23 protein-coding genes are annotated in these 26,402 nt (G+C 36.1%); 11 read left to right on the forward strand and 12 right to left on the reverse strand.

The window, feature by feature from the left end; all coding sequences use genetic code 11:
• The first annotated feature begins 7 nt into the window (after window positions 1-7).
• Complete coding sequence (locus PT603_RS10270; protein ID WP_040488508.1) at window positions 8-478, forward strand: regulatory protein RecX; 471 nt, start codon at window positions 8-10, stop codon at window positions 476-478.
• Here the strand turns inward: PT603_RS10270 and PT603_RS10275 are convergent.
• Both PT603_RS10275 and PT603_RS10280 read right to left on the reverse strand, forming a co-directional pair.
• The gene (locus tag PT603_RS10275) at window positions 471-1,340 is read right to left on the reverse strand and encodes a cupin-like domain-containing protein (protein WP_008236785.1); all 870 of its coding nucleotides are present in this window, start codon (window positions 1,338-1,340) and stop codon (window positions 471-473) included. The two genes, PT603_RS10270 and PT603_RS10275, sit on opposite strands and share 8 nt — an antisense overlap.
• Window positions 1,341-1,425: 85 nt before the next feature.
• Window positions 1,426-3,243: a TonB-dependent receptor plug domain-containing protein gene (locus PT603_RS10280; RefSeq protein WP_008236784.1), complete on the reverse strand. Its 1,818-nt coding sequence runs from the start codon at window positions 3,241-3,243 to the stop codon at window positions 1,426-1,428.
• A gap of 394 nt (window positions 3,244-3,637) precedes the next feature.
• Here PT603_RS10280 and PT603_RS10285 point away from each other — a divergent pair, with 394 nt between their 5' ends.
• Entirely contained in the window at window positions 3,638-4,078 is a 441-nt protein-coding gene (locus PT603_RS10285; protein WP_008236783.1) for a LexA family protein, read from the forward strand.
• A 4-nt stretch (window positions 4,079-4,082) separates the two neighbouring features.
• On the opposite strand, the gene radA is transcribed toward PT603_RS10285, so the two are convergent.
• From radA to panC, 5 genes are all read right to left on the reverse strand, one after another.
• Window positions 4,083-5,444, reverse strand: a complete 1,362-nt coding sequence (gene radA, locus PT603_RS10290; protein ID WP_008236781.1) for a DNA repair protein RadA — start codon at window positions 5,442-5,444, stop codon at window positions 4,083-4,085.
• Window positions 5,445-5,615: 171 nt separating this feature from the next.
• Window positions 5,616-6,764, reverse strand: coding sequence for an alpha/beta hydrolase (locus PT603_RS10295; protein ID WP_008236778.1), 1,149 nt, complete (start codon window positions 6,762-6,764; stop codon window positions 5,616-5,618).
• Window positions 6,765-6,807: 43 nt separating this feature from the next.
• Complete coding sequence (locus PT603_RS10300; protein WP_008236777.1) at window positions 6,808-7,767, reverse strand: lysylphosphatidylglycerol synthase transmembrane domain-containing protein; 960 nt, start codon at window positions 7,765-7,767, stop codon at window positions 6,808-6,810.
• Window positions 7,768-7,769: 2 nt separating this feature from the next.
• Complete coding sequence (gene panD / locus PT603_RS10305) at window positions 7,770-8,120, reverse strand: aspartate 1-decarboxylase (RefSeq protein ID WP_008236774.1); 351 nt, start codon at window positions 8,118-8,120, stop codon at window positions 7,770-7,772.
• A gap of 13 nt (window positions 8,121-8,133) precedes the next feature.
• Window positions 8,134-8,985 carry a pantoate--beta-alanine ligase gene (gene panC, locus PT603_RS10310; protein WP_040488507.1) on the reverse strand — a complete coding sequence of 284 codons (852 nt, stop codon included), beginning with the start codon at window positions 8,983-8,985 and terminating at the stop codon, window positions 8,134-8,136.
• Between the two features lie 107 nt (window positions 8,986-9,092).
• Between panC and PT603_RS10315 the strand changes: the two genes are divergently transcribed.
• From PT603_RS10315 to PT603_RS10345, 7 genes are all read left to right on the forward strand, one after another.
• On the forward strand, window positions 9,093-9,902 hold the full coding sequence (locus tag PT603_RS10315; RefSeq protein WP_008236771.1) for a glycogen/starch synthase: 810 nt from the start codon (window positions 9,093-9,095) through the stop codon (window positions 9,900-9,902).
• 15 nt (window positions 9,903-9,917) lie between these two features.
• Entirely contained in the window at window positions 9,918-11,582 is a 1,665-nt protein-coding gene (bamH, locus tag PT603_RS10320) for a BamH family beta-barrel-assembly machinery protein (RefSeq protein ID WP_008236770.1), read from the forward strand.
• 68 nt (window positions 11,583-11,650) lie between these two features.
• The gene (gene glmS / locus PT603_RS10325) at window positions 11,651-13,498 is read left to right on the forward strand and encodes a glutamine--fructose-6-phosphate transaminase (isomerizing) (protein WP_008236769.1); all 1,848 of its coding nucleotides are present in this window, start codon (window positions 11,651-11,653) and stop codon (window positions 13,496-13,498) included.
• 83 nt (window positions 13,499-13,581) lie between these two features.
• Complete coding sequence (locus tag PT603_RS10330) at window positions 13,582-16,335, forward strand: TonB-dependent receptor (protein ID WP_040488506.1); 2,754 nt, start codon at window positions 13,582-13,584, stop codon at window positions 16,333-16,335.
• Window positions 16,336-16,345: 10 nt separating this feature from the next.
• Window positions 16,346-17,953, forward strand: a complete 1,608-nt coding sequence (locus tag PT603_RS10335; RefSeq protein WP_008236767.1) for an SGNH/GDSL hydrolase family protein — start codon at window positions 16,346-16,348, stop codon at window positions 17,951-17,953.
• A 189-nt stretch (window positions 17,954-18,142) separates the two neighbouring features.
• Window positions 18,143-19,651: a F0F1 ATP synthase subunit beta gene (gene atpD, locus PT603_RS10340; RefSeq protein WP_008236766.1), complete on the forward strand. Its 1,509-nt coding sequence runs from the start codon at window positions 18,143-18,145 to the stop codon at window positions 19,649-19,651.
• A gap of 29 nt (window positions 19,652-19,680) precedes the next feature.
• Complete coding sequence (locus PT603_RS10345) at window positions 19,681-19,959, forward strand: F0F1 ATP synthase subunit delta/epsilon (RefSeq protein ID WP_008236765.1); 279 nt, start codon at window positions 19,681-19,683, stop codon at window positions 19,957-19,959.
• A gap of 64 nt (window positions 19,960-20,023) precedes the next feature.
• On the opposite strand, the gene PT603_RS10350 is transcribed toward PT603_RS10345, so the two are convergent.
• The 4 genes from PT603_RS10350 to brnQ all read right to left on the reverse strand — a co-directional run bounded on the left by PT603_RS10350 (window position 20,024) and on the right by brnQ (window position 24,216).
• The gene (locus tag PT603_RS10350) at window positions 20,024-21,061 is read right to left on the reverse strand and encodes an NADP(H)-dependent aldo-keto reductase (RefSeq protein WP_008236763.1); all 1,038 of its coding nucleotides are present in this window, start codon (window positions 21,059-21,061) and stop codon (window positions 20,024-20,026) included.
• 5 nt (window positions 21,062-21,066) lie between these two features.
• Complete coding sequence (locus tag PT603_RS10355) at window positions 21,067-22,005, reverse strand: OmpA/MotB family protein (protein WP_008236762.1); 939 nt, start codon at window positions 22,003-22,005, stop codon at window positions 21,067-21,069.
• Window positions 22,006-22,084: 79 nt separating this feature from the next.
• Window positions 22,085-22,861 carry an exodeoxyribonuclease III gene (locus PT603_RS10360; protein ID WP_008236760.1) on the reverse strand — a complete coding sequence of 259 codons (777 nt, stop codon included), beginning with the start codon at window positions 22,859-22,861 and terminating at the stop codon, window positions 22,085-22,087.
• Window positions 22,862-22,938: 77 nt separating this feature from the next.
• Window positions 22,939-24,216, reverse strand: a complete 1,278-nt coding sequence (brnQ, locus tag PT603_RS10365; protein WP_008236759.1) for a branched-chain amino acid transport system II carrier protein — start codon at window positions 24,214-24,216, stop codon at window positions 22,939-22,941.
• Window positions 24,217-24,252: 36 nt separating this feature from the next.
• Here brnQ and PT603_RS10370 point away from each other — a divergent pair, with 36 nt between their 5' ends.
• Window positions 24,253-25,032, forward strand: coding sequence for an alpha/beta hydrolase (locus PT603_RS10370; RefSeq protein ID WP_008236757.1), 780 nt, complete (start codon window positions 24,253-24,255; stop codon window positions 25,030-25,032).
• Window positions 25,033-25,090: 58 nt separating this feature from the next.
• On the forward strand, window positions 25,091-25,339 hold the full coding sequence (locus PT603_RS10375; protein WP_008236756.1) for a DUF1660 family phage protein: 249 nt from the start codon (window positions 25,091-25,093) through the stop codon (window positions 25,337-25,339).
• Here PT603_RS10375 and thiL read toward each other — a convergent pair.
• Entirely contained in the window at window positions 25,329-26,372 is a 1,044-nt protein-coding gene (thiL, locus tag PT603_RS10380) for a thiamine-phosphate kinase (protein ID WP_008236754.1), read from the reverse strand. The two genes, PT603_RS10375 and thiL, sit on opposite strands and share 11 nt — an antisense overlap.
• Window positions 26,373-26,402 lie beyond the last annotated feature (30 nt).

Here is a 26,402-nt window from a genome sequence, read left to right on the forward strand (position 1 = left end):
GCTTTTTATGAATTCCAAAAAAATATATACTATAGAAGAGGCCACTCGTAAACTGGAAGCCTATTGTGCCTACCAAGATCGTTGCCATAAGGAGGTTATAAGCAAGTTGCAATCCATGCAAATGATTCCATTAGCTATTGACACCATTGTGACTTACTTAATACAAAACAATTTTTTGAATGAGGAACGTTATGCCAAAAGTTTCGCAAGAGGCAAATTCAACATTAAAAGATGGGGGAGGCGCCGTATTGTTCAAGAATTAAAGCAGCGCGATATTTCAAAATTTAATATCGAAACAGCATTAAAGGAAATTCCCGAAGACGAATACCTTTTGACATTGCATGAACTTGCTGAGAAAAAGTTACAACTTATATCAGATCATAATATTCTTAAGAAAAAGAAAAAATTAGCAGACTACCTACTCTATCGTGGTTGGGAAACTCACTTGGTTTATGAAAAAATAAACGAACTTATTTGACAATACCCAATCGCTTATGAGTATCCATTACAGCTCGTTCATTTTTTTCATCTATCCAAATTTGGCCCTTTCGTTTACGCATAAAATTATCAAAATGTCGCATTACGAAAACATTGTATGCCGCTTTGACTAAATTTGATAACCTTCTTGGGAATGCACGTAAGCTCATCGAAAATCCAGGAGTAAGGTATTTCATATAATGCCAATATCCCTCAGGCATGTATAGCATTTCTCCATGATTAAGATGGGTTATATACCCCTTTGCCTTTCCTAAAGCCGGCCATTTATCCAAATCAGGATTGTCAAAATCAATATCTTCTCTAGAAATTAAGGAATGAGGCACCTTATAAAGGTATGGTGTTTGATCCGGCGCAAAAAGAACACACTGTTTCATTCCATGAAAATGAAAGTGTAAAATATTTGAATAATCTATATCAAAATGCATAAATACCTTACTATTTTCCCCACCAAAAAAAAGCATAGGTAATTGCTTAACTAGACGCAATCCGATCTCTGGCCATCTAAAATCGTTACGTAATGAAGGCACCTCCTTCATTAAATTATATAGGAAAATTCTATAATTAGTAGGCTCTCTTTGTAGCAAAGAAATATACTCACTCATCTTCATTTTGGCATGAGGCTCATTAAAACCATCCTTGTGATCTACAGGACGATCATCATACAAAGGCACAATCTTTTGTCCAGCTATTTCACTGATATAACTTAACTGCCATTTTTCATAAGCAGGCCAATCAGCTGTAAGTTGTTCTACTACTACTGGTTTTTGAGGTTTAAGGTATTGATTGACAAAGTCTTCTTTGCTAATCGTTTTTACACGGGGAATTTCCTGTAGGTTTAGCATAGTTCAATACGGTTAAGAAATATTCAAATTTAAGTAAAAAATAAAATGAAAAACTATCTACTCATTTACCTGTTTTTATTTTCTGTTATCTAAAAAAGAAACGTAGCCCGAAAAGCATATTACCTTTAGGCATAGGCACCATATTAGTTTCAGTATAAGCAGTATTGAAAATATTATTTGCAACAGCGTAAACTTCCAAATTCCGCAAGGAAACCGTTACATTAGCATCCACCACAGCGTAACTGTCACCTGAAGTACGTTCTGCATATTTATAAACTAAAGTCTGGGTAACATTCTTTACAAACTGAGAAGTATAGTTCGCTGTTAAATGGTGTTTTAGTGAATTGACGGAATATTGAGAATAGCTAATATCTAAATTTTTCACGTCATCTTTCAAAAAAGTATATCCAAAGGCAATCTTTTGCATATGATTATCAATTCGATATCCATAAGCAATATTTGCCTCCAACCCTCTTGAATTGACATTCCGAACATTCTCAGCACGCCAAGGATCTGTTTCATTTTCTTTCACATAATCAATTAATTTGGCTGCATCTCGATTAAATAAAGCCAATGAAAATTGAATTTTAGATGAAAGATACTTAATGCCAATTTCCTCAGATATGGCTTCTTCAGGTTCTAAGCCATCATTTCCAATAGTATTAGGAGAAGTATAATATAAATCTGTATAGGTAGGAATTCGATATGTATAACCGATATTCCCATAAGCTCGCCATCTTTCAGCCAATTGATACCCTAAATCTATTCCTGGAAAGGCATGAAATTTAAAATCTGAAAAATAGTTTATTGCAACCCCAGGAGTGATGTCTAATTTCCCATCAGATAATTTAAATTGATGCTCCAAAAATACGGTTGTCATAAAACGCTCACGATTACCTAGATTATTGCTTGACAAGTATACACTAGCCAGATCGACACCAAATCCTGTAACCCCTATAGACGACGTAAATGAGGCATTTAGTTCTACACCCACTTTATTACTTATATGCAAATTTCTATAGGCTGAGGGATTATGACGCAAATACACATATTCATCTTGATTCCTTCTCCAGTACACTTGAGGTTTAATCATCAAATTTTCTTCTTGAATCATGGTTGAAATACCTAGAAGGCTAGCTTGAGTTTCCTCATATTGATCAATTGCAGCAGGGGAAGCATAAAAACCATTAGATCCGAATTTACGATCAGTATAGGTCGCAATCATTTCTACAGGAAGACCTGTCTTATTAAAAATACTCTTTACAAAATATTGCTGATTATCATAATCGGTATTATAACGATATCCATCTGAAAGACTTCTTGAATAATTTACTAAGTGCGAAGATGTACTCAACTCGCTACTTACTGTAACAGAAGCATTCTTTTGCCCATAAGAACCCCCTTCAATTCCTAGAGTTAAATGATTTTCAATCACATCTTTAGTTACAATATTAATGGCCCCTGTAAAAGCATTCTGTCCATACACCCTGGCTGCTGCTCCTTTAACTATTTCGACTCTTTCAATTACCTCAACAGGTAAAGCTAAATTAAGTGTATGATGACCTGTTTGCGCATCATCTACCTTAATCCCATCAATCAATAAAAGCGTCTGATCAAAACTTCCTCCACGAATGTAAAGATCAGCTTGAGCCCCACCAGTTCCTCTCCGTCTTATATCCACCCCAGTTATCTGTTGAAGCAAATCAGCTAAATTATTAGCCCCACTTTTTTTTATTTCTTCCGAAGAAATAATTTTAATAGTACGGGAATTTTTGGAAAATGGCAGATCTATTCGACCGGCTGTAACAGTCACTTCTTCCAATTCTTGTTTTACTACTTCCTGAGTAAAGGAAACTTGCATAGCCATTAATAAGGCAATAAAAAGCACTACAGGATATTTCATCTTTTGTTAGTTAGGATTTAAAGATAGGCATGCCAACATCGATTTCGACAGGTATCCAAACCGTGTTTTTACACATTTAATTTACCTTTCAGATTTCAGAGCGCTAAGGTAAATATTATTGACCACCCCCTGAGCTTATCTACGCTTTTTTTAAGCTGACTACCATGCCTATTTATATACTATTTACACATAGAACCACGAAAAACAGTACCATAACTCTCCCAACTATTATTCTAATCAACTATCTTTATAAAATGTTTGACATTATTAGAATAACGTTTCACTAACATGTACTTCCAAAGGGTTAGGTCCAGCATTTTTTTAAAATCTATTGAAGAACAACTATATTTACCATTTAGGAGTAACCATTTTTCCAATAAAAACTAGCAGTAAAATGACAACCCATTCTTCTTCAAAACTAACCTTCTTTTTTCCTGACTACACCGACCCAATAGAAATTGCATACCTTGATACAGGTATTTCTGCCGGATTTCCTTCGCCCACAGAAGATTTTACAGAACAAAGACTTAGTCTGGACAAACTACTCATAAAGAACAAGCAATCTACATTCTTTGCCCGTGTGAGTGGCCAATCTATGATAGATGCAGGACTTAACGATAATGATTTACTAGTAATTGATCGAAGTATCCCCCCATCGGACAATAGAATAGCCGTCTGTTTTCTTGATGGAGAATTTACGGTTAAGCGATTAAAAGTGGAAAAAGATGGAGTTTGGCTACAACCAGCAAACCCTAAATACCATCCTATAAAAATAAACGAGGAGAATCACTTTGTAATTTGGGGTATTGTTACTAATGTTATAAAGCGCCTGTAGTGGACTACCCAAAAACTATCGAAATAACCTCTTCTACCTTGGCTACAGTTTCTATTTTAATAACAGTATTTTTTAATGTTATTTTATTGTATTTGGAAACAAATATTGTTTCAAATCCTAATTTTTCCGCCTCTAAAATACGTTGATCAATTCGTTGAACAGGGCGTATTTCGCCTCCAAGACCAATTTCCGCTGCAAAACAGGAAGTCTTATCAATAGGCAAGTCTTCATTTGACGATAGTATTGCCATGACTACACCTAAATCAATAGCAGGATCATCCACTGTTATACCTCCAGTAATATTCAAAAACACATCCTTGGATGCCAACTTAAATCCTGCTCTTTTTTCCAAAACTGCAAGCAACATATTAAGACGTTTAGCATTAAAACCAGTAGCACTTCGCTGTGGAGTACCATAAACCGCTGTGCTAACTAATGCTTGAATCTCAATAAGCAGCGGCCGCATCCCTTCAATAGTTGCAGCTATAGTAGTACCACTTAAATTCTCTTCAGTTTTTGAAATTAGTATCTCTGAAGGATTAGTTACCTCTCTCAACCCACTAGATTGCATTTCATAAATTCCAAGTTCTGCAGTTGAACCAAATCGATTTTTTAAAGACCGTAAAAGACGATATACATGATTACGGTCTCCTTCAAACTGTAATACCGTATCAACCATATGCTCCAAAATCTTTGGACCAGCAATATTACCATCTTTAGTAATATGTCCAATTAAAATAACAGGCGTATTTGTTTCTTTTGCAAACTTAATAAGTTCAGCAGTGCATTCACGAATCTGTGAAACGCTCCCAGGTGAAGCTTCTAAATAATCAGTATGAAGAGTTTGAATGGAGTCAATTATAACAACATCCGGTAGCAATTCTTTAATTTGTTTAAAAATATTTTGAGTTTTCGTTTCTGTAAGTATATAACAATCCGAATTAGTGGGATGAATGCGCTCGGCACGCATTTTGATTTGCTTTTGACTTTCCTCTCCAGATACATAAAGGGTTTTGTATGGCAAAAATAAAGCAATTTGAAGCAACAAAGTACTCTTCCCTATACCAGGCTCTCCCCCCAAAAGAGTGACTGAACCAGGAACAATACCTCCTCCTAGTACACGATTAAATTCTTGATTTTTACTATTCAATCTTATCTCATGGGTAGAATCAATATCAGAAACACGTAATGGCCTAACTGCTCTAGAGGCGACATCTGATGATTGCTTCCAGGCTACCTTCTCATCTTTAATGACAATTTCCTCTACAATAGTATTCCATGCCTTGCACGCTGTACATTGTCCTTGCCACTTGGCATATTGTGTTCCACAACTCTGACAGAAAAATGCGATTTTTGTCTTTGCCATTTTAGTATTAACTATCTATTAAAGAAGAGAAACTTTGAATCACGTGAATTCCTGCGGATATAAAGTTCAATTCACTTTTAAATTTCCCCTCTGATTCTATATCGTTTATATCAAGATTATTCTTGCGAAATTTCTTATAATTTTAGAGAACTTAGTTTAATAGGTAAAATATTACCATCCAAAATCTCTTTTTATTGCCTCTATTTTTTCATGAACAATATCCCTTGTAACAAAATCAATGGGCTCTAGTGTAAATGCCGTTTGGTAGGAACGCAATGCCTTCTTTGGTTCTCCTATTTTCTCAAAATACTCACCTAAAAAATAATGCCCTAAAATTGTTTCAGGATACAACTTTCGACATAATTCCCCTAGTTTCTCTAAAGAAACATTGTCTTCCTTTTTTAACGATGCTGCATAAATGGCCATAATATCATTTAAAGTTGCCTTTTTTGAAAAACCAAATAGCTCCTCTATGGTAGTATACTTCTCTGTGAGGTATTCAAAAACAGGTCTTTCGTAAACCAATATTTTCTCTCTATACTCTTCAGGAGAAATAGGTTTATAAATAGAAAATATTCTTTCAAAAGCTACTGGTAATCCGTAGCTGGCAACTGAACTGTGATTCGCCTTTTCAAAATCACTGAAGTAATAGTTAACATTACTTTTTCCAAGCTTAATTAACGATGTATGAAGAGCAATAGCACCCTCCCTATTAATCTTCTCATCTGCAGCTGAAGTAGCTAAGTAGTAAAACTTCATGCTTGAAATAGATGACAATTTTTTGGGAATATAAAGATCCATCTGTTCGGCTAACTCCGGACTTAAGCTAATATATGCATCAAATATAGGTTGCTCCTTCAATAAAAAATAATTAATAAAATTAGCAGTTTTACCATGTCCAACAATTGTTTTAAAATTGGCTATAGAATATTTTTTTTGGAGCTGAGGTATTAACTCGCCAGCAAGAAATTCAAAAAAATTAGAAGCCTTCTCTTTTGGTAGGCCAGAAATCTCATCTGTCGCAAATTCTTCAGAACGAGACGTCTGTTTACTTGAATGAATACCTACAACTATTGACTCAGGCATTTCATCAAAATAACTGTAATATTGGGTATTAGCAACAACCACATCAAAGAGATAATCTGCGTCAAGTACTACTACCAAGGGATACTTCTTATCTTTAGAATAATTTTCAGGAACAAAGAGACTTACTTTACGCTTTTCGTTCAATTTGAAGGAATCAAACTCTTCTATAGATAACTGAGCATAAGACAAAGTTACTACTAAAAGTGTGATTACAAAAGTGATGTGTTTTATCATGGAAGTAAAATTGGGTTGCAAGTTTATAGCAGCAAGATAGCTATTATTTTGCTCTATTTAATACAGGAAGTAGGATAAACGACGCCCCCCCTAACACCAATGTCATAAAAAATTGGGATATCCAAACGATCCAACCAAATGCTGTCCCTACCGTAAGTGTAACCCCGAAAAGTAATAGTACTTCTGCAATAAAAAAGGGATAGGATCCAAAACCTCCATTAGTAAAAGCAATTGTGAACCCTCCGACTATAAAAGCGGTTAAAGCAGTTCCTACAGAAATATGTGCCGTCTCATCAAGCGCAAAAATAGCCACATAGAACATTAACAAATACATAACCCAAATAAAAAGAGTATGGAATAAATAAGCCCATTTTTTCTTCATATGAATCACAGTAAAAATCCCTTCTTTCACCCCTTTCAAAAAATAACGTATTTTACCACTTATAGGCATATTCGTTTTAAATACTACTGTTAAAAACAACAAAAAGAATACTAGAACTACAGATCCTGCAATTAACAATTTTTCAAATGGTATTATACCTAATAAAAATGTTTTTAAAACATCAAATTGCATAAAAAAGGCAATGGCAACAATGACTAGTAACACTAATGAATCTATAACCCTTTCAGAAACGATAGTCCCAAAAGCCTTTTCAAAAGGAACATCTTCGTATTTATTTATAACTACTGCCCTAGAAACTTCTCCTGATCTAGGAATAGCAGTATTGAGCAAATAGGCTCCAAAAACTGCCATCACATTATTAAAATACCGTGTTTTGTATCCAAGTGTTTCAAGCATAAACCCCCACCGATAGGCTCTGGAAAGATGACTTAAAATTGCCAATACCACAGAAAGACCAACATAAAAATAGTCTGCTTTAGCAAAATACCTTCCAATTTCAACTAATTGGTCAGATGTAAATTTTTGATATGCAAACCAACACAAAAAGACTCCAAGAAAAAGAGGAAGAATTATTTGAAATGCTTTGCGTAATCGCTTCACTATTATGTTAGAGTATTGTTTTTTTCATTAGGAAAAATGATAGACGGCTTAAAAGTTTTAGCCTCCTCAAAATCCATAATCCCGTAAGAAATGATAATAATGATATCTCCACGCTGAACCTTTCTAGCAGCAGGACCATTAAGGGTAATTTCACCAGAATTACGAGGTCCTTTAATTACATAGGTTTCCAAACGTTCACCATTATTTACATTAACAATGGCAACTTTTTCTCCTTCTATAAGATTAGCTGCTTCTATTAACGCCTCATCAATGGTGATACTTCCAATATAATCAAGATCTGCTCCTGTAACAGTTACCCTGTGTATTTTAGATTTTACTACTTCTATTTGCATGGTGCAAAGGTAATTAATTTAATGCAATATTATCAATAAGGCGTACATCGCCATCGGCGTATACAGCAATAAACGCCCGGTATTTTTTATTATCTTCTGCGCTTTCAACAGCTTCTAATGTATCTGCATCAGTAATTGAAAAATATTCCAATTTAAAATCCTCTTGCTGTTCAAACATTTTTTCAACATAGGTAGATATTTCTTTAAAAGACTTACTAGTAAAGCAAGCTTGAACATCAAGAAGTGTTTTATATATAAATCCAGACTTTTGCCTTACTTTAAGTGATAGCCTCTCATTACGAGAGCTCATGGCTAAACCATTTTCCTCTCTTAAAATTGGGCAACCAACTATCACAACAGGTAGTTGCTCTATGGCGACCATTTTTTTTACTATTAAAAGTTGTTGATAGTCCTTTTCACCAAAATAAGCCTTATTTGGGCTCACTATTTGCAATAGTTTTTTAACAATTGTACCAACTCCATCAAAATGACCAGGACGAAATCTTCCCTCCATCTGATTTTCAAGTCCATCAAAAGAAAATACCTCAGAAATAACCTTATCCTCATAAACATCCTCTGGGGCAGGTGCATATACAACTATTTCCCCTTGTAAAGAAGCTATAGTATTTCTATCTGAATCTAAATCTCTTGGATATTTTTCCAGGTCATCAACATTATTAAACTGAGTAGGATTTACAAATATACTCACCACAAGTATGTCGTTCTCCTGAAGCGCCTTTTTCATTAAAGAAAGGTGACCCTTATGCAAAGCTCCCATTGTGGGTACAAATCCAATACTTTTATTGGAGGAACGATATGAAAGCAAATGATCTTTAAGGTCATTTTGGTGGTGAAAAACAATCATTTTAAAAAAATTAACAGCCTGCAAACTTATATATTTTAAGCGAATTGTGCATATTTTTTGTAATTTTGCATGTTTAATCGCCAGAAGTACAAAATCAAACAGAATTTATGACAGATAAAAAGGTATTATTTGTTTCCTCTGAAGTTATGCCATATCTACCCGAAACCGAAACCTCATGGATGTCATTTGAGGCGCCGCGTATGGTGAATGAAAAAGGAGGGCAAATACGAATTTTTATGCCCAGATTTGGAAATATTAATGAGAGAAGGCATCAATTGCATGAAGTAATCAGATTGTCTGGAATGAATTTAGTGATTAACGACATGGATATGCCACTTATCATTAAAGTAGCTTCCATTCCTAAGGAACGAATCCAGGTATACTTTATAGATAACGACGAGTATTTTAAACGTAAAGCAACCTTTACAGACGAAGACGGAACTCTTTATCCTGATAATGATGAACGCGCAATTTTCTTTGCAAAGGGAGTGGTGGAAACAGTAAAAAAACTTAACTGGGCTCCAGATATCATTCACGTTCAGGGATGGATGGCATCATTATTGCCTCTATATCTAAAAAAATACTATATTGACGAGCCTCTTTTCGCCGAAAGCAAAATAGTGACTTCTATTTACAACAAAGACTTCCAAGGCACGTTAGATACAACTATGATAAACAAAGTAGCATTTGATGAAATACCCGCGGCAGATATTGACGCTTTGACAGTTCCTGACTACTTCAACATTATGAAAGTAGCAGCAAGTCATTCGGATGCAGTTATTCTAGCAGGTGATGAACTCCCTCAAGATATTGTAGAATTCACAAATAGCCTAGGGATTCCTGTATTGCCTTTTGTGCCGAAAGATGATTTCAGAGAAGCCTACCACGATTTTTACACCACTAAAGTTTTACCGTAAGGACAGCTATAACCCATGAAATTACACTATACCAAGCTTTTTTCCATTGCAGCCCTTTTCGGGACGCTACTATTGCAATCTTGTAAAGAAGATTTCAACACACTTGACACAGACATTCTTGGAGATGTTAATTATGAAACTCTTCGGTACAATGCGGACGTTAATGTATTTAATAAAAGTATTAAATCCATTAAGACCAATGGTTTGCCATTATATCAGTTAGGAGTTTTCAACGATCCAATTTATGGAAAAACCCACAGCTCAATAACTACTCAGGTAACACTTAATGCAGCAGGACCAACCTTCGGAGTTTTCACTCAGGAGGTAGAAAACAATGCCGATACTGATGAAAAAGCAAATACGATCAATGAAGCCGAAACGGTCCTTGATGTCTATTTAAATATCCCATACTTCAGTGAGTATAAACGTGACGCAAGTGGGCAAATTCTAAAAGATGAGAACGAAAATAACCTTTACAAGCTTGATTCTATATATGGCAATGTCGAAGCTACCTTTGACGTTAAAGTTTACGAACTCACCTACTTTCTACGAGATGTAGACCCGAATTCTGGTTTTACTCAAGCTCAAGAATATTTTTCTACCCAAGATTTTAACGGATTTTTAGGAGAAGAGCTAGCCAACGCTACTGCTATCAAAGTTGACACATCTGAGGTAGTAGTCCATCAGTTTGACGACCCTATAACAGAGGACGACGAATCAGAAGAAGTTAAAGAACGCTTATCACCTAGAATGCGAATTCCTTTAAATAAAGAATTCTTTCAGCAAAAAATCCTTAATAAGGAGGGAAGTAACGAATTAAGCAATATAGATTTATTCAAACAATATTTAAGAGGTATCCATATAACTGCAGAGAATTTCTCTGACGATATATTAATGCTATTAAACTTCTCTGAAGCGAATATCGAAATTGTATACTCCTACAAATCTGTAAATACAAAAAATACGGAAGACACCTCAGATGATGAAGTATACAACAAAAAAGACCGTTTCACAATGGGATTAAAGGGGAATAATATTAATAGCTTTATAAATGACCCTTACAATTCATCCATTACAGATCAATTAGACAATGAAACTAACGCTAGTAGAATTTTCGTAAAGGGTGGTCAAGGTATAATGGCCGAAATCAATCTTTTCAACGACGAAGAGTTGGAGACCATGAGAGAAAACAAATGGCTCATTAACGATGCTAATCTAACATTCTATATTGATAGGGACCAATTAAATGCAGCAAACGCTACCCAAGAACCAAATAGACTGTATTTATACAACATGGTAACAAACGAACCTATACTAGATTATTATTACGATCCAACACCGGCCAATGCCACAGCTCCTCAAAAAAACAAACTTGTGCATGGAGGGATCATAGAGAAAAACGAAGATGGCAAAGGAATCAGGTATAAAATACGTCTTACAAATCATATCAATAACATAGTTCGAAAAGATTCTACCAATGTAAAATTAGGTCTTGTTGTTACTTCCAACATTAATGTTATCTCCAATACAACGTTTATTGATTATGAAAATAAAAATAAAAAAACAACAATAGCAACAGCGACCAATCCACTCGGAACTGTTTTATATGGAAGTAACCCTTTAAACACTCCTGAAGACAAACGTCTTAAGCTAGAAATATACTATACGAAACCCAACTAAAAACCACACTATAAAATCCCCCGCTTACGAAAAAACTACGAAAACAAAAACTATAAAAAAACAAAAGTATGTGTGGAATTGTAGGATATATTGGACATAGACAAGCTTACCCTATTATTATGAAAGGGCTACAACGTCTAGAATACCGTGGCTATGATTCAGCCGGTATAGCCCTTTACGATGGTAAAAACCTTAACCTTTCAAAAACTAAAGGAAAGGTTGCTGATTTAAAAACAAGATTAGAACAAGAAATCCCAACAACGGGAACACTAGGTATTGGTCACACTCGTTGGGCTACACATGGAGAGCCTAATGATGTAAACTCTCACCCTCATTATTCCAATTCAGGAAATCTAGTAATTATTCACAATGGAATAATTGAAAATTATGAGCCCCTCAAAAAAGAACTCATTAAAAGAGGATATACATTTACTTCAGACACTGACACGGAGGTATTAGTTAATCTCATAGAGGAAGTCAAAAAAAGCACAGGAGAAAAGCTAGGAAAATCAGTACAAATAGCCCTCAATCAAGTTGTTGGCGCCTATGCCATTGCTGTTTTTGACAAAACAAAACCAGATGAAATTATCGTAGCCCGTCTAGGAAGCCCTCTAGCTATAGGTGTTGGCGAAGATGAATTTTTTATTGCATCAGATGCATCTCCTTTTATAGAATACACAAATAATGCCATCTACCTAGAGGACGAAGAAATGGCAATTATTCGACGTGGCAGAGAAGTTCGAATTCGAAAAATAAAAGATGATTCATTAGTAAGTCCTTATATACAAGAATTACAACTCAACCTTGAGCAAATTGAAAAAGGAGGGTATGAGCATTTCATGCTAAAAGAAATTTACGAACAACCTCATGCCATTTTAGACACTTACAGAGGAAGATTAAACACAGAACATGGTATCATAAAGATGGCAGGCGTTGAAGATAATCTTCAAAAATTTCTTAACGCCAACCGCATTATAATTGTAGCCTGTGGTACTTCATGGCACGCGGGATTAGTAGCAGAATATCTCTTCGAAGACTTTACACGAATCCCTGTTGAAGTAGAATATGCTTCCGAATTTAGATATCGAAATCCAATTATAACAAAAAATGACGTTGTTATAGCAATTTCTCAATCAGGAGAAACAGCAGACACCCTTGCCGCTATAAAGCTTGCAAAAGAGCAAGGAGCATTTGTATTTGGAGTATGTAATGTAGTCGGATCATCTATTGCAAGAGAAACCCATGCTGGAGCCTATACGCATGCAGGACCAGAAATTGGAGTTGCCTCTACCAAAGCCTTCACAACTCAAATAACAGTATTAACCCTTATTGCACTTAGAATTGCGAATGCTAAAGGCAGTCTTTCAAAGTCGGAATATTTTAACATACTAACAGAATTAGAAACCATTCCGGCTAAAGTGGAAAAAGTTTTAAGAACCGACCCACATGTAAAGGCTATTGCTTCCCTGTTTAAAGACGCTACTAATTTCCTTTACTTAGGACGTGGATATAACTTCCCTGTAGCACTTGAAGGCGCCTTAAAACTTAAGGAAATATCATATATCCACGCTGAAGGATATCCTGCTGCGGAAATGAAACATGGCCCTATTGCTTTAATTGATGAGCAAATGCCAGTTGCCTTTATCGCAACCAAAAAAGGTCATTACGACAAAGTAATCAGCAATATGCAAGAAATAAAATCGCGTAAAGGTAAAATAATAGCTATAGTCACCGAGGGAGATACCACCACAAAGGATATTGCAGATTTCACCATTGAAATTCCAGAAACTTCTGAAGCTTTAGCCCCACTAATTACAACAATACCTCTTCAGTTATTATCCTACCACATAGCGGTAATGAGAGGCTGTAATGTTGATCAACCTAGGAACCTAGCAAAGTCCGTAACAGTGGAATAATTCAAACTTAATAATTTTTTTACTTCTATTTTTAAGATTTAAAAAAAAACGTATATTGTTCTTATCTAATCTAACTAATTATGATGAGAACAATATTACTTTTTGTGGCACTGGTATGCGGTGCTTTTATGTATGGCCAAACGCAAGTATCCGGTGTGGTAGTTGATCAAAACAACATACCTGTACCTGGAGCTAATCTTTTGGTAGAAGGAACCAATGAGGGCGCCGTTACTGACTTTGACGGAAATTTCAGCCTAAAAACCAACGTAAAACCACCATTTAAACTACTTGTTTCAAGTATTGGTTTTTCGAATACCACGGTTTCAGTGACAAGCAATAATCAAAAACTTAAAATCACATTAAAAGAACAACAAACCCAATTAGATGAAATTGTAATTTCAGCGTCTAGAACACCTGAAAGACTTTTTGAATCTCCTGTAACAGTAGAACGTTTTGGATTAAAAGAAATCAAAAACACAGCATCTGCTGACTTTTATGATGGCCTTGAAAATCTTAAAGGCGTAGATATTAACACGAACAGTTTAACTTTCAAAGCAATAAATACTCGTGGATTTGCGACTTTCGCTAATACAAGGTTTATGCAGCTTGTTGACGGAATGGACAATTCAACACCAGCTCTTAATTTTCCCATTGGGAACCTAGTTGGAATGAATGAAGTTGATGTTCAGAGTGTTGAATTACTTCCTGGAGCCGCCTCGGCTTTATACGGTGCAAATGCATTCAACGGAATCCTTTTCATGAGAAGTAAAAGTCCTTTTGACCATACAGGAATTAGCGCATATTACAAGCAAGGTATTACATCTCAAGATGCTGCAGGTGACAATACCTACAGAGACCTAGGAATTAGAGTAGCACATAAATTCAGTGATAAATTTGCTGCAAAGGTTAACTTTGGATGGCTCAAGGGCACTGATTGGATGGCTGCTAACTACCAAGGAAAACCTGGAACAGGAGCAAACAGAGATGCTTTAGGATATGATGGTTACAATGTATATGGTGACGAAGTCTCTACCAACATAAGAGCAGCATCTGGAGGATTAGGTCTTGTACCTGATGTAGTGGTGAGCAGAACTGGTTATAACGAACGTGATTTAACGGATTACAATGCAGAAAGTGTAAAAGCAGACTGGGGACTTTACTTCCGCCCATGGGCAAATGATTTTGAAATTCAATACGTCGGAAAAGTAGGAACAGGTACAACTATTTATCAAGGTACAAATAGATACAACATTGATGGGTTTACCCAGCAACAACATAAGCTAGAATTAAAAAATGACAATTTCTTTTTAAGAGGATATGTTGTAGCGGATTCTGCAGGTGATTCTTACGACATGGTTTTCACTGGTATTAACATCAATCGTTCTTGGAAAAGTGACCAACAGTGGTTTGGAGAATACATTCAAACTTACGTTGCTCAAACACTTGGAGGAGCCAATGATGCTAGTGCACATGCCGTTGCAAGAGCTGTAGCTGAAACAGGAAGAATTCAACCTGGAACACCTGAATTTAAAGCAGCTTTCAATAAAGTAATTAGTGATCCCGATTTTGGGACAGGTTCGAAATTTCAAGATGCTTCAAAATATTACCATGCAGATGGTAACTATAACTTCAGTCATCTTTGGGATGATATAGAAGTACAGGTTGGAGGATCATATAGAAGATATAGCTTGAACTCTTTTGGGACTATTTATACTGATTATGATGGCAATATAGACTACACAGAATTTGGAGCTTATACTCAACTTCAAAAGGAATTAGAACTTAGCGATAATATAAAATTAAAACTTACAGGATCTATTCGCTATGATAAATCAGAATTCTTCGACGGATTCCTTTCTCCTAGAATTTCTACAGGATTTACAATTAACAACAATCATAATATTAGAGGATCATTCCAAACAGGATTCAGAAACCCTACTACCCAAGATTTATTTATAGGTCTTGATGCTGGTAGAGCAATCCTAGTTGGTTCAGCACCAGAAAATCTAGATCGTTATGTACGAACATATAATGTAAGTGCTTCGGGACAAATAAATTACGGACAACCTGCCACTATTGAGCAATCAGGAGGTGCCGCATACAACAATTCCTACACAGCTGCATCGGCAACAGCTTTTGCCGCTTCAGAGAATCCAGCTGATCTTCAAGTCGCTAATCCTGGGTTAGTACAACCTGAAAAAGTAACTTCCTATGAAATAGGATATAGAGGAAAACTAAACAAGACTACCGTAGACATGAGTATTTATTACAATAAATACCAAGACTTTATATCCGGGGAACTTGTCCTTGCTCCTTTATACGGACAAGCTGGTGACAACGGTCTTTCCATTGCCGCTATTGCCAATGGTGACTATAAAGTATATCAGACCTACAACAATTCAGACGCTGATATTGATAGCTATGGTGGTTCAATAGGTATTTCAACCAAAGTTCTTGGCAACTTTGATTTGAGCGGTAACTATACTTATACTAAACAAGAATTTGATCAATCTAAACACCCAGGCTTTAGAACAAACTTTAACACACCTGAACACAAGGTAAAAGTTGGATTCGGAAATACAGAACTATTTAAGAATTTTGGTTTTAACTTAGCTTGGAGATGGAGCGACACTTACTACTGGCAAGCAACTTTTGGAGACGGCACAATACCAGCCTATCACACAATGGATGCACAAATAAATTATTCGCTTCCTAAATTAAAATCAACCTTTAAAGTAGGAGCAACAAATGTTTTAGGTGAAGATTATTTCACCGCTATTGGTACTGGCTATATAGGTTCTATGTACTATGTTTCTTGGACAATTAATAACTTATAATTAGAAAGCGATGAATTTTAAAACAAAATATATTTGGCTAACCGCCCTTTGTTTCACTTTTGCTGCGTGTAATGATGACGACACACCAAATGAAGTTGACAACCAATTACCAGAACTAACCGCGGGACAGGCTGACTTTTCTACCTATGTTGCCGTTGGAACTTCATTCTCCTCGGGCTTTACAGATAATGCCTTATTTATAACAGCCCAATTAAATTCATTCCCAAGTATACTTTCTCAGCAGTTTGGATTAGTTGGTGGTGGTAGTTTTTCACAACCCCTAATGAATGACAATATAGGAGGCTTCCTGGTTCAAGGTAATGTTGCATCAAGTCCACGTCTTATTTTTAATGGAACAGCTCCTGTAATTCTACCAGCTACTCCAACAACTGAAATAACAACTCCTGTTGCAGGTCCGTTCAACAACTACGGAATCCCAGGAATTAAAAGTTTTCATTTAGGTATTCCAGGTTACGGATCCCTTAACCCATATTTTGGTAGAATGGCATCTTCTGCTACTGCAACCGTAATTGGTGACGCAGTAGCCCGTAACGCAACTTTTTTTACCTTCTCCGAAATAGGAGGAAATGATGTTTTGGCATATGCTACATCAGGAGGAACAGGAGTTGATCAAACAGGAAATCCAAACCCTCTAACCTATGGCAGTTCTGACATTACAGACCCAACTATTTTTGCTCAGAGCTATACAACAGCTATAGATGCCTTAACAGCTAATGGAGCAAAAGGCGTAGTAACCAGTGTTCCTTACATTACAGGTTTATCACATTTCACAACCGTACCATTTAACCCTTTGAGTGCGAATGATCCAGCTTTCGGACCACAAATTCCTACTCTAAACATGATTTATGGCGCACTGAATCAAATTTTTGTAGGACTCAATCAACCGAATCGAGTTATCACATTTTCTCAATCTGGAAACAGCGCACTAGTTATTCATGATGAAGATTTACCAAATATTTCAGTCCAAATCACTACAGCACTAAACAATAGCCCTACCTTTCCTGCATTTATTGCACAATTTGGAGTACCAGCTCAAGCATCAGGATTAGTTGCTCAATTATTAGGTAATATGTACGGTCAATCTAGACAAGCCACTGCAGAGGATTTATTTGTACTACCTAGTAGTTCAATTATTGGAAAGGTAAATCCACAAGCATCTACAGCACTACAGAACCAAGGATTAAGTAAGGCATTAGCTGATCAATTTTCAGTTGAAGGCGTTACGCTTCCAATGGCAGACAAATGGGTATTAGTTGCTAGTGAACGTGATGCTATCAAAACAGCCACTGATAAATACAATCAAACAATTGCAACAGTTGCACAAAATAAAGGGTTAGCATTTGCTGATTTGAAATCTGTTCTAGATCAAGCTTCTTCAGTAGGATATGGTGATGGAGATTTTATTTTCACCACTAAATTAGTTACTGGCGGACTAGTAAGCCTTGATGGTGTTCACTTAACCTCAAGAGGATATGCCGCAATGGCGAATGCCATATTAAAAGCAATTGATGAAAAATATGGTTCAAACTTTGAAGACTCAGGAAATTTGGTTAATGTAGGCAACTATCCCACCAATTATTCACCACTACTTCGATAAAATATCTTTGTCAAAATTCATTAAAACACCTCTTACTGAGGTGTTTTTTTATACAGAAAAAACAATAAAAAGCTATTACATTTTAAATTAAAAAATATATCTTTGCACCTCGAAAAATAATAGGATTTTGGCACTATTCCATTTCCTGCTTTTTCAAATATAAAATACTAAACATTAAATAGATAAATAATGTCTCAAGTAACAGGTAAAGTTGCACAGATTATTGGTCCGGTAGTAGACGTAGCGTTTGCTTCGGGTGTTGAACTTCCCAAAATTTACGACTCATTAGAAATTGCTAAGGAAGATGGTTCTAAGTTGGTTCTAGAGGTACAATCTCATATTGGAGAAGATACCGTAAGAGCCATCTCTATGGATTCTACAGACGGATTAAGTAGAGGTGTTGAGGTTATCGCCACAGGTAGCCCTATCCAAATGCCAATCGGTTCTGATGTATACGGACGCTTATTTAACGTAATGGGTGATGCTATTGACGGACTAGGTAACTTACCAAAAGCTGGAGATAATGGACTTCCTATTCACAGATCAGCTCCAAAATTTGAAGACTTATCAACTTCAACAGAAGTACTTTTTACAGGTATTAAGGTAATTGATCTTATTGAACCTTACGCAAAAGGAGGTAAAATTGGTCTTTTCGGAGGTGCAGGTGTAGGTAAAACTGTATTAATACAGGAATTAATTAACAATATTGCAAAAGGTCACGGTGGTCTATCTGTATTTGCAGGCGTAGGTGAAAGAACTCGTGAAGGGAATGACCTTTTAAGAGAAATGTTAGAATCAGGGATTATTAAATATGGTGATGATTTCATGCACTCTATGGAAAATGGTGGATGGGATCTTTCAAAGGTTGACAAAGAAACCATGAAAGAATCAAAGGCTACCTTTGTATTCGGACAGATGAATGAACCTCCTGGAGCTCGTGCACGTGTAGCACTTTCAGGTTTGACTATTGCTGAGTATTTCCGTGATGGAGCTGGAGATAGTCAAGGAAAAGACGTTCTTTTCTTCGTTGATAATATCTTCCGTTTTACACAGGCAGGTTCTGAGGTATCAGCACTACTTGGTCGTATGCCTTCTGCAGTAGGTTACCAACCAACTCTTGCAACAGAAATGGGAGCTATGCAAGAACGTATTACTTCAACAAAAAGAGGATCTATTACATCAGTACAAGCAGTTTATGTACCTGCGGATGACTTGACCGACCCTGCTCCTGCAACGACATTTGCTCACTTAGATGCAACTACAGTATTATCGCGTAAAATTGCAGAGTTAGGAATTTATCCAGCAGTGGACCCTTTAGATTCTACTTCTCGAATCCTTACCCCTGAAATATTAGGGAAAGAGCATTACGGTTGTGCTCAACGTGTAAAAGAGCTTCTACAACGCTATAAAGAGCTTCAAGACATTATTGCAATCTTAGGTATGGAAGAATTATCTGAAGAAGATAAGCTTGCAGTATCACGCGCACGTCGTGTACAACGTTTCTTATCACAACCGTTCCACGTAGCAGAGCAGTTTACAGGTATTCCGGGAGTATTAGTAGACATCAAAGACACAATCAAAGGATTCAATATGATCATGAATGGTGAATTAGATCATCTTCCTGAAGCTGCCTTCAACCTTAAAGGAACCATTGAAGAAGCAATTGAAGCCGGAGAAAAAATGTTAGCAGAAGCATAAACTAGGCGCAAGCTAAAGCACTTTATAATATGTATTTAGAAATCGTTTCCCCCGAAGCCACTTTATTTAAAGGAGAAGTATCTTCGGTAGCCGTACCGGGAGTGAATGGTGAATTTCAAGTTCTGAACAATCACGCCCCTATCGTATCTATCCTTAGTAAAGGAACTGTAAAAATCTATGGTAATATTACCATTGGTAAAGAATTTTCCAATTACTTTTCAAAAGGGAATAATAACGAAACACTGTTGAATATCAGCAGCGGCACTATTGAAATGAAGGACAACAAAGTAATTGTTTTAGCAGACTAAAACAATCTATAATTATAAAAAAAGCGATGAGTTACTCATCGCTTTTTTTATGTCTAGTCCATTTTTATGGAGCGGGATTAGGCACTAATTCTTGTATTGCATTTATATCTTTTATTACCTCACTACTAAGGCTAACATTAATACTATCTATATTTTCAGCTAACTGATCCAAATTTGTGGCACCTATAATGGTACTACAAACAAATTCTTGAGAGCTAACAAAAGACAGAGCCATTTGAGTCAAAGATAAACCATGCTTTTGTGCCAAATCAAAATAAGCTTGCGTAGCTTGAGAGGCTGTTGCACCAATATATCGAGAATAGTTAGGATACAAGGTAACACGTCCATTTTCAGGTCTTTTACCTCCAAGGTATTTACCACTTAACACACCAAAACCCAAAGGAGAATAAGGCAATAACCCTACATTTTCCCTATGTGATATTTCAGCTAACCCCACCTCAAATAACCTATTAAGCAAGGAATAAGGATTTTGTATGGTAATCATTTTAGGAAGGCCATATTTACGGGAAATCTCTAAAAAGCGCATCAATCCATATGGGGTCTCATTCGAAACACCTATATGACGAATCTTTCCTTGCCGAATTAAGCCTTGTAATACCTCCAACACTTCCATAAAATTATCTTCCCATTGATCACCAGGATCATGAACATAACCACGACGTCCAAAATAATTAGTACTACGTTCAGGCCAATGTAACTGATATAAATCTATATAATCAGTTTGTAGTCTATTTAAACTTTTATGTAACGCATCCTCCAGCTCTGTCTTACTATATCCACCAGTACGTATATGTGTGGTGTTCTTGGCCGGACCAACAATTTTTGTGGCCAAGACAATTTCATTCCTCTTTCCAGTCTTTTTAAACCAATTACCTATAAAAGACTCAGTAAACCCAGAAGTAGCCTTATTTGCCGGTATAGGATACATTTCAGCTGTATCAAAAAAATTAATACCCTTATCCACTGCAAAATCCATCTGACTATGACCTTGCGCTTCTGTATTTTGCTCACCCCAAGTCATAGTGCCAAGACAAAGCTTACTAACTTTTATATCCGTATTTGGTAGCGTTGTATACTTCATTACAATTAAATCTGATTTAACAATTTACTTACCTCATCAAGTTTTGGTGTAAGTATTACTTCAATTCTTCTATTCCTAGCCTTTCCATCAGCTGTAGAATTTGTTGATATAGGCGCATATTCACCCCTTCCTGCAGCCGTAAGATTATTAGGATTGATTTGTCTGTTCTCGACTAAAATTTGAACAATAGCAGTTGCCCTCTTCGTAGATAAATCCCAATTATCATTAATTGTACCTGAAGACTTATAAGGTACATCATCTGTATGACCTTCAATAAGAACATTAATATCTGGATTTTGAGAAAGCACTTGACCCAATTGCTGAACAGCTTTACGACCTTCAACACCAACAGCCCAACTACCAGAATTAAACAACAATTTATTCTCCATAGACACATACACCTTTCCGTCTCGCTGCTCTATGGTAAGGCCTTTTCCCTCAAAATCTAATAGGGCCTTAGATAATGCATCCTTTAGATTCTTCATAGCAGCATCTTTACTGGCTATTAAATGTTCAAGTTCGTCAACTCTACGAGAACGTGCATCTAACTGCTGACGTAATTCGTTTAGTCTATTATTTTCCTTTTCTAACTGCTCTAATAACTCTCTATTTTTCTTAGCATTATCCGTTAAAGCAGCGTTGCTATTCTTTTCCAACGCATCATAAGACATTTGAAGATTTCTAATATTAGCCTCCATGGCAACCAAATCCTGCTTCAACCTGTCACGTTCTGCAATTGCCTTAGAATATTCAGCATTCAAAGCATCTAGCTGATTAGACAACTCATTTTTATCCGCTAGTAAATTCTCATTAGAATCTACCAACTGGTTTCGTTCTTCTTTTAGTGCGGCATACCGACTTTCCAAATCTTTATACACCTTTGAAGAAACACATGATGACATCAACAATGTCAACATAGCTCCGGACACAAGTAATCTCTTCATTTAAAAAAAATTTAGTGACATCCACATTTATATGGAACTGCTCATTAGATTCATATACCTTAAAACTTCAATACAAAACCTAGAAACCGGCATGCAAATCAAGTTCAACAAGAACAGGGCAATGATCGCTGTGTTTTGCATCTGGCAATATAACGGCCCTTTTCAGCTTTTCTTGTAGTGGGATTGAAACCATATTATAATCAATACGCCACCCTTTGTTATTATTCCGTGCATTAGCACGATAACTCCACCATGAATAATTGTGAGGTTCAGGATTAAAGTAGCGGAAACTATCTATAAAACCACTTTTAATAAACCCATCTATCCATGTTCTTTCAACAGGTAAAAATCCTGAAACATTTGCATTCCGAATTGGATCGTGGATGTCTATTGCTTGATGACATATATTATAATCCCCTCCAATTACCAAATTAGGACACGTCTTCCTCAATGAATCAATATAGACCTGAAAATCAGCCATATATTTCAATTTATGATCCAATCGATCAATATTAGTTCCGGAAGGAAGATAAAGACTCATCACAGAAACCCCATCAAAATCAACACGTAAGTTCCTGCCTTCAGCATCCATATAATCTATCCCTGTACCATATGTTACTGCATTAGGTTCAATTTTCGAAAGAATAGCAACACCGCTATATCCCTTTTTTTCGGCTGAAAACCAATAATGATAATGATATCCCAATTCCTCAAAAACCGCAGTATCTAATTGCTCCTTTGTTGCTTTAATTTCCTGCAACAAAAGAACATCTGGAGAGGCACTTTTCAACCAATCTAACAATCCTTTATTGATAGCAGCTCGAATACCGTTTACATTATAAGAGATAATATTCATAATGAATTTTGATTTTCCGCTAAGATAAAAATTAGTCAGCGGAAACTCTGGTATTCCATGCTAAAATTCCTTTAAAACTAAACTGAAGGAACTTTTCTAAGCGCAAAATAATTAGCAACAACAAAAGTTAAAAAAGAAGGCAAAACCCAACCTAAACCTGAAACTCCAAAAGGAATTGCTTCCTGCAATACTTGTAATTGTTGTATGCCAATAGATAATCCAAAATCCAGTAAACTAAATAAAATAGCAACCACAACCACCGATTTAAAGACTATAGAGCTAGCAAATTTATTAGGGATAACATTTAACACTATTAGAAGAATGGTTACAGGATACACTAACATTAGCGCTGGAACTGCTACAGCGATAATATATTGAACATCAAATTGCCCCATAATTACACCTAGTAATGAACTCAATAAAGCAGTTAACACATATGCAGTTTGAGAATTTCCCGCCAAACCTTTCACAAAATCAGCAGTTCCAGTAACTATTCCAATAGCAGTTGTAAAACAGGCTAATGCAACCAGCACACTTAAAAATGCATTTCCAATCGATCCTAAGGTTTCGGTACTTATTCCAGCCAAAAGCGCAGTTCGAGAACTATTCTCAGGAAAGCTACTATTGAAAACCGCACCTGTATAAATAAATCCAGCATAAATCAATAATAAAGCAATACCAGCCAAAATACCTGATTGCGTCACCAACTTTTTCTTTTCATGATACGTCCCTTGATGATTCATGTGAATAGAGACAATTAAAACCCCACCAACTACCATAGCAGCAACAGCATCAAAAGTTTGATAACCTTCTAATAATCCAGTAACTACAGGTGTCTTTATAACAGGAGAAATCATTTCAGGATGGGGCTGAACAATGGCAATTCCAATTATTGTGAGTAGAATTAACAAAATTAGAGGTGTTAAAAACTGACCGAGTAGATCCAGCACCTTAGATCTATTAAGAGCAAAAACGAAAACTAATGAGAAATAAATAACACTTGTCAACAAAGAACTCACATCAAAAAAAGGCTGTATCGCCATTTCATGGGTTACAGAAGCGGTGCGTGGAGCAGGTAAGGCGATGCAGATCAAATACACAACAATACCATAAATTAAACCAAAATAAGGAGAGATTTTTTTTGAAAAATCCATCAAAGTCCCTTGTAATCTGGCATGAGCGATAATTCCAAGAAGCGGAAGTAATACAGCTGAAATCCCAAAACCTAAGGTTACCAATATCCAATCATTGCCTGCCTGAAAACCCAATAATGGTGGCAATATTAAGTTACCCGCCCCAAAAAACATAGAGAACAGAGCAAAAGAGGTGACTAATGTTTCTTTCTTAAATATCATATCAAGGTTTTATCTTCGCAAAAATAATGTTTTAATATGACCCTATCGTTCAAAGGCATTGAAGTATTTTACACTCGAAGAGGAAAAGGAAAAACCCTGCTACTACTTCATGGATTTTTAGAAAATCAACATATGTGGAATGAATTAACACCAAGCTTATCAGAAACACACACAGTGATAAGCATAGATTTGCTAGGGCATGGCCAAACTGAATGTTATGGCTACATTCACACCATGGAAGATATGGCTGAATTTGTTCACGCTGTTTTGGAACATGAAAACATTCAGGAGTGGGTTGCAATCGGGCACTCGATGGGAGGGTATGTCGCTTTAGCACTTGCAGAACAAAACCCTGATAAAACAAAAGGAATTATCCTAGTGAATTCTACAGCTTCGGCCGATTCCGAAGAACGAAAAATAAACAGAACCAGAGCAATACTTGCCGTAAAACAAAACTACAAGAATTTCGTAGGCATAGCCATATCAAACCTTTTTAGACCCAAAAATAGAACCATATTTGCGGACAAAATACAAGAAATAAGAGCGCAAGCACTACAAACTCCACTTCAGGGTATTATAGCAGCCTTAGAAGGGATGAAAATAAGAAAAGATCGAATAAATTTTTTAAAATCTACTTCCATCCCGAAACTATATATAATTGGAAAAAACGATCCAGTAATTGATTACGAAATGATTAAATCAGAAACAAGCATTGTAAAAGCAAAAAAACACGAATTTGAGGATGGTCACATGAGCCACATCGAAAATCGTAATGAATTACTTACACAAATAGTGCATTTCATCGAATATATTTGACATTTTATCGATTTATTAGTAAGTTCAACCTCCCAAAACCACCAAAAATGAATTTACAATGAAAAATTCCACTAACCAATTCAATCGCTTTCTTGGTAAAACCATTTGTAAGACTGTAGGACATCAATATGTAAAGACCAAAAATATTACTCATCATATTAAAGAATATGAATGCAAAGTATGCAAATGCCAGGCAACCAATGACATAAAAGGAAATGTAATCTCATTATCCCCTCAATTAAGAGAAATAAATGAAACGCTACAATACCTTTACCAAAAAAGACACGCTTACAAACTTACTTCATAGCATTCCAACCTTGAGCAGTTATAGGTATAAAAGTTTCCCCACGAGTAACTAAATGAACACCTTCTGATTTAGGAACAATATGCCCTATTACGGTTAAGTTTGGGTTCGCCTTAATTTTAGAGTAATCCTCTTGAGCAACAGTAAAGAGCAACTCGTAATCTTCTCCCCCACTTAAGGCAACCATTGTACTATCAATTGAAAATTCTTCACAAGAAGATATCACTTGAGGATCAAGTGGAATTTTGTCTTCATACAAACGACATCCAACTCCTGATTGTTTACATAAATGTAGCACTTCAGATGATAACCCATCACTAATATCAATCATTGCGGAAGGCTTGACTCCTAAATCCTTTAATAATTGATAAATATCTCTACGCGCTTCAGGTTTCAATTGACGTTCAATAAGATAGGTATAGGGATCTAAATCAGGCTGATTATTCGGATTAACCTTAAACACTTCCTTCTCCCTTTCTAGAATCTGTAATCCCATATAAGCACCACCTAAGTCACCAGAAACCACAAGTAAATCATTTGTTTTGGCACCATTTCGATATACTAACTCCTCCTTTGTAGCCTCCCCAATTACAGTAATAGAAATAATCATCCCAAGTTTAGAAGAAGTCGTGTCCCCACCAATCAAATCAACATCATATAAACGTGAGGCCAAGGCAATGCCTTCATACAACTCCTCTAGAGCTTCAAGTGGAAACCGGTTAGAAACTGCCACCGAAACGGTAATCTGGGTAGCTTTAGCATTCATCGCATAAATATCAGATAGATTGACCATAACAGCCTTATAACCCAGATGTTTTAGCGGAACATAGCTTAAATCAAAATGAATCCCCTCTATCAACATATCTGTAGAAACCACTACTTGTTTCCCAGAAAAATCCAAAACTGCAGCATCATCTCCTATCGCCTTAAGTGTAGAAGAATTTTTACTAACAAATCCTTTAGTTAGATGTTCTATAAGCCCAAACTCACCCAGTTCGGACAAAGAAGTACGTTGCGAATTTTTATCTTCAATCATTCTGCAAAGGTAATGTTTTATTGATTTTTT

Source organism: Imtechella halotolerans, from assembly GCF_028743515.2.
GTDB classification, from domain to species: Bacteria; Bacteroidota; Bacteroidia; order Flavobacteriales; family Flavobacteriaceae; genus Imtechella; species Imtechella halotolerans.